3 protein-coding genes and 2 pseudogenes are annotated in these 5,865 nt (G+C 66.9%); all 5 read left to right on the top strand.

Annotated elements, in window-relative coordinates; translation table 11 throughout:
* Positions 1-296: pseudogene (locus FV222_RS15345) on the top strand (IS21 family transposase); the annotation flags it as partial.
* The gene (gene istB, locus FV222_RS15340) at positions 286-1,065 is read left to right on the top strand and encodes an IS21-like element ISMex27 family helper ATPase IstB (RefSeq protein WP_048464259.1); all 780 of its coding nucleotides are present in this window, start codon (positions 286-288) and stop codon (positions 1,063-1,065) included. The pseudogene FV222_RS15345 and the gene istB, both read left to right, overlap by 11 nt.
* A 186-nt stretch (positions 1,066-1,251) precedes the next feature.
* Entirely contained in the window at positions 1,252-1,722 is a 471-nt protein-coding gene (locus FV222_RS15335; protein WP_147814954.1) for a MarR family transcriptional regulator, read from the top strand.
* 2 nt (positions 1,723-1,724) lie between these two features.
* A pseudogene (locus FV222_RS15325) lies at positions 1,725-3,407 on the top strand (ABC transporter substrate-binding protein).
* A gap of 57 nt (positions 3,408-3,464) precedes the next feature.
* Positions 3,465-5,450 (top strand): selenocysteine-specific translation elongation factor, encoded by a 1,986-nt coding sequence (gene selB, locus FV222_RS15320; RefSeq protein WP_147814950.1) that lies wholly within the window; start codon positions 3,465-3,467, stop codon positions 5,448-5,450.
* Positions 5,451-5,865 lie beyond the last annotated feature (415 nt).

The raw sequence follows: 5,865 nt of genomic DNA, 5'->3' as shown, positions 1-5,865 counted from the left end.
GGCTGCAAGGTCACCTCCTCAAGCATCCTGGCGGCGATCGGGAGATGGTGGAGATTCTGGCACTCGTGCTGCATCATGACGAGCAGGCCGTTCTCTGCGCGGTCGAACTGGCGCTCGACGGCGGCGTGCCCACCAAGATCCACGTCCTCAACATCCTGCACCGGTTGCTCGACGGTAAGCCATCCAGCGTGGCCACGATCGATGCCCCACAGGCGCTCGTCTTGCGCCAGGAGCCGAAGGCCGATGTCGAGCGCTACGATGCGCTCCGCAGGAAGGCGGTGCGCCATGCGTCATGATCCCGCCAGCGCCGCCATCATCGTCATGCTGCGCGGGCTCAAGATGTACGGCATGTCTCAGGCCGTCGTCGATCTTGTGGAGCAAGGCGCACCCGCCTTCGAGGTAGCCGTCCCGCTCCTGTCCCAGCTGCTCAAGGCCGAGATGGCCGAGCGGGAGGTTCGATCCATCGCCTACCAGATCAAGGCCGCCCGCTTTCCGGCCTACAAGGATCTGACCGGGTTCGACTTCGCTGCCAGCGAGGTCAACGAGGCCATGGTTCGCACCCTGCACGGAGGCGGCTTCATCGACGGCGCACACAACGTCGTCCTGATCGGTGGCCCAGGCACCGGCAAGACGCATATCGCGACCGCCCTGGGCGTGCAGGCCGTCGAGCATCATCGCAAGAAGGTCCGCTTCTTCGCGACCGTCGACCTGGTCAATGCCCTCGAACAAGAGAAAGCCCAGAACAAAGCGGGCCAGTTGGCCGAACGGTTGCTACGTCAAGACCTGATCATCTTAGACGAACTGGGCTATCTTCCATTCAGCGCCTCAGGAGGGGCCCTGCTGTTCCACCTGCTGTCCAAGCTCTACGAGCGCACCAGCGTCGTGATCACCACCAACCTCAGCTTCAGCGAATGGGCCGGGATCTTCGGCGATGCCAAGATGACTACCGCGCTGCTCGATCGCCTCACCCACCACTGCCACATCCTAGAGACCGGAAACGACAGCTTCCGCTTCAGGGCAAGTGCCGCAGCCGGAAAGCCGAAAAGGAGCCGCACCGTGAGTTGACCAGACCCACCCAATGATAAACATCAACCCCTGAACCTGGGTCACTTCTCAACGAAAACGCCGGGTCAACTCTCAGCGGAAATCAACAGGCTGGCCTCTTAGCCGAGTTTCCCCCTGCGCAGGATACGGCCCGTTGACAATATCGTTCACGCGTGAATGATTGAGGTCTGAACGGAGCAGCGATCAGTGTCGACGTCGACGAAGCAAACTCGCCTGCGGCTGGACGACCAGCTTTGCTTCGCCCTCTATGCCGCGACGAACTCGGTCGTGCGCGCCTACCGGCCGTTGCTGGGCGAGCTAGGGCTCACCTACCCGCAGTACCTCGTCATGCTGGCGCTCTGGCAGGACGGCGTGACGGCGGTGCACGACTTGGCCGCCCGGCTGCAACTCACATCCAGCGCGATCACGCCCCTGGTCAACCGGCTGGAGGCGGCGGGCTTTGTCACCCGGACCCGCGCGGTGGACCGGCGCATCGTCCTCGTCGCCCTGACGGAGGCGGGCCGGTTGCTGGAGGACCAAGTCGCGACGGCGCAGCAGGCCGTGGTCTGTCGTACCGGCCTCGGCGACCGCGAACTCGCCGACCTACGCCAGGAGTTGAAGGATCTCGCCGACCGCGTCGCCGCAGCGGGCATGGCCCAGGGCGACGAGCCGGGCTGAGGATGCCCCGCACGCAGACGTGCGGACGAGGCTCCCCGCGGGGACGAACTGAAACGCCGGGGTTCTACGGCGGCCTGGCCGGCGGCCCAGGCGAAAAAATCGAGGGCCATGCGCAACTGCAGGCGCCTTCCATCCTGTCGGCTCGCGATGAGCCGGACGATGCCCGCACGCCATGCGGGTCGAGACTAGGAGAATACATGGACGCGCAAGCGACCGGGGATCCCGGGGGCGGCCAGCCCTGGGGACCCCACAACACGGTGACGGTGGTCGACCCGTCGCCAGTGAATTGGCTTTCCATCACCTGGAACACGATGGAGGAAGCCAACCGCGTCGACCACGACGGCATCGGCCAGCCGAGCCTCGCCGAGAGCTGGCGCTGGCTCGATGGCGAGACCCTCGAACTTAAGATGCGGGACGCGGTCTACCAGGACGGCGAGCCCTTCAACGCTGCGATGTTCAAGCTCGGGTTCGACAAGGTCCAGGAATGGACCAACCCGCACCCGCCGGGCGCTTTCCTCAACTTCGCCCGGGACGTGACTTGCGAGGCGGTCGACGACCGCACCGTGCGGATGCGCTTCCCCGGAGGCGACTCAGCGGCGCTGATGAAGCTGCGCGGCATGCACCTGCCCTCGACGCGGTTCTGGAACGAGTGGGGCTTCGTTGACCCGAAGACGGGGTCGGCAGAAGGCCATTGGTGAGTGATCGACGCGCCTGGTCCGTGGGGGACTGGCCCGTTTGTGCTCACCGAGGGCGTCTCGCTCATCGATAGCCGCTCCGACCGCGTGGTCATGGAGCCCAACCCGACGTACTGGAACCCGGCCCGCAGGCCGACGGTCCGGATCGTCTACGACAACGTCATCGGCAAGGACGAGGGCATCAAGTCGGTCGCGGTCGGTGACGGCCGGGTCGACGTCGTGTTCGACCTGACGCCGGACGAGGCGAAGTCCTTCCCGGACAGTGCACACGGGAGAATCCAGACGAAGAAAGCGAAGGCGATCCTCACGGGCGTCTTCAATGAGAACCGTTCGGACTCGCCTTGGCGCAGCCCGGAGGCCCGCCGGGCGATCAACCTCGCCATCGATCAGGCCTTCGTGCTGGAGCACGGAGCGCATGGCTACGGCACGGTGATCCCAGCCTTCATACAGCCCGGCCGCTACGGCGCGGACCCGGACATGAAGCCGATGCCGCACGACCCCGAGGGTGCCAGACGCACGCTCGACGGCCTGGGGCTCGGGGGACGGGAACTGGTCTTCGTCGCCTCACCCGCCTGGAAGGGCGTGGTGGACGCCATCGGCCAGTGCCTGGGCAAAGTTGGCCTGGGCTGCCGCTTCGTCAGCGCCAAGGATGAAACGCCGGCGGAGTTCGACGTCAAGCTCGAATGGTACTTCGACTGGACGCCGCAATATCCGGTGGCGTGCGTGCACCGGGAGTTCTTCGGACGTGACGCGACCCTGCGCCAGGGTCCGGAGGATCCGAAGTTCGACGCCCTCTACGAGAAGCTCCTGCATACGCCGGAGACCGAAACGGAGGGGGTGGTTCGCGAGGTGGAGCGCTACCTGCAGGACGAGGCCAAAGCCCTGTTCCTGTACGCGCCCTACACGCTGTTCGCGGTGTCGAACCGGGTGGAGTTCACCCCCTACGACACCTGCATGTCCGAACTCGCCGAGACCCGGATCAAGGGTTGAGGCGGAAGGCGGCGCGGGGTTTCCTGCGCCGCCACCTCTCGCCGGCATTAAGGCCATATGATCGTCGCCACCGCCGGCCATATCGACCACGGCAAGACCGCGCTGGTGAAAGCCCTCACCGGCATCGACGCCGACCGGCTGCCGGAAGAGAAGGCCCGAGGTATCACCCTCGACCTGGGCTTCGCTTATGCGCCGAAAGGCGGTCGCCTCCGTATCCCACTCGGCTTCGTCGACGTGCCCGGCCACGAACGCTTGGTCCGAACCATGGTGGCGGGTGCCACCGGCGTAGCCTGCGCGTTGCTCGTGGTCGCCGCCGACGACGGGGTGATGCCCCAGACCCGCGAGCACGCCGCCATCCTCGACCTTCTCGGCCTCGACCGCGGCGTCGTCGCCATTACGAAGGCCGACCGCGCCGATCCGGACCGCATCGCGGCGGTGACCGCGGAGATCCATGCCCTCCTCGCCGAAACCGGGCTCGCGGCGGCGCCGGTCGTCGCCTGTTCCGCGCTGACGGGATCGGGCATCGATGACATCGCCCGCCTGCTGGAGGCCGCGGCGGGCTCCCACGCCCCGGCAGGTGCGGATCGCGGCTTCCGGCTTGCCGTCGACCGGCGCTTCACCGTGTCCGGTGCCGGTGTGGTCGTGACCGGGGCGGTGCACGCGGGCACGGTACGCGTGGGAGATCGGCTCCTCGTGTCGCCAGGCGCGCGCGAGGTTCGGGTGCGCGGTGTGCGCGTCCATGACACGGTTGCCGAGACCGCGTGCGCCGGGGAGCGCTGCGCCCTGAACTTAGTCGGTCCGCGCCTGTCCCTCGACGATGTGGGTCGGGGCACGTGGATCCTCGCACCGGTCCTGCACGGGCCGGCGACCCGCCTCGACGTTTCCGTGCGTGTGTTGCCGAACGAGGGTCGGCCCCTGCGCCACCGTACCCCGGTGCATCTTCATCTCGGCGCGGCCGCGGTGACGGGACGGTTGCTGCTCCCCGGGGCCGGATCGGTTGAACCCGGCGCGTCCGCCCAGGCGGTGATCACGCTCGACCGCGAGATCGGCGCCCTCGCCGGGGACCGCTTCGTCCTGCGCGACGTCTCGGCTGTGCGCACGATCGGGGGTGGTCGAGTGATAGACGTGGACGGACCTCGCCAGGGCCCTTGGACGCCGGAACGCCGGGCGGTCGTCAACGCACTCGACACCCCGGACGACGGTCGCGCCCTTCGAGGTCTCCTCGCCTCATCCGGCCCCGGAGTCGACCTCGCCCGCCTCGCCCGCCTTCGCAACTTGCCCGCGGCCACCCTTGATGCACTCGTTGCGAATGCGGGGGCGGTCGTTGCGGAGGATGGCCTGCGGCTCGCGTTCCAGGGTTCGCGGGTCGCGGCGCTTGCCACGAGCGTGTTGTCCGACCTCGCCCGAACGCACATGGCGCAGCCTGACAACCCTGGGCTTACGCGCGACGAGATCGCGTCAACGCTGGAGGCCGGAGACCATCCGGCCCTTACGGTCACCCTCGACGGTCTTATTCGGGAAGAACAGGTCTTGCGGCGCGGCTCGCTCCTGCACCTGCCCGGCCACACGGCGCGCCTGCGTCCGGCCGACGCCATCGACTACGATGCCGTTCGCGCCGTTCTAGAGAAGGCGGGCTTGGATCAGCCCCGCCTCACCGTCCTCGCCGACCGCCTGGGCCGCGAGCCGAACGATCTCCGCCACCTCCTCGACAAGGTCGGCCGCCTCGGCTGGCTCCAACGCATCTCCAAGAGCTACTACGCGTTGCCGGAGGCGGTCGCCGAACTGGCACGGATCGCGGACGCGGTGGCGCGCGAGCATCCCGAGGGCCTGCTGACAGTCGGGCGCTTTCGCGAGACAGCCGGCATCGGTCGCAACATGACAATGCCGCTTCTGGAGTTCTTCGACGAGCGAGGCTTCACGGTGCGGATCGCGGAGGGACGGCGTATCCGGGCCGACTGGCGCGTCCTGGCCCCCTCAAACCTGCATGACCCAGCACCAGAGGCGCCAGGTTCGGATCCAACGGACCTGCGGGTGTCAGCATGAAGGTTGGGGGCGCTTCTCATGGTTCCGGCTTAAGCATTTCGGAGTGGCCCTCATACAGGGCAGCATACATCAGGGTATCCGGCGTCCCACATGAACGACTGCTTTCGGGTTTCGTTCGAATCGAGTCAGACGGCGTGGTTGGGTCGGGACCCGCCCGTCCGCTCTACGACCGGGTTGGGTGGTAAGTGGTCGGTCAGCTTTTGTGCGCGAAGAACCAGAGTCCGGACACGAATGGATGCGCCGTATCGGCGGCGAACCATCCAAAAAACTCAGAGATCATCACCCTGCTAGGGCCTGTCGTCGCCTGAACAGATTGGCTGGGCTTGCGTTTTCGTCTCTCTGATGGAGGAGGGACGATGCTGAGCGACGCGCAATGGGCTGATCTGGAGCCCCTGGTCGAAGCCTGCCGGCCCAA

Source organism: Methylobacterium sp. WL103 (assembly GCF_008039885.1).
In the GTDB taxonomy this organism is placed as follows: Bacteria; Pseudomonadota; Alphaproteobacteria; order Rhizobiales; family Beijerinckiaceae; genus Methylobacterium; species Methylobacterium cerastii.
The sequence above is the reverse complement of the archived record's forward strand: the minus strand, read 5'-3'. Positions and strand labels throughout refer to the sequence as shown.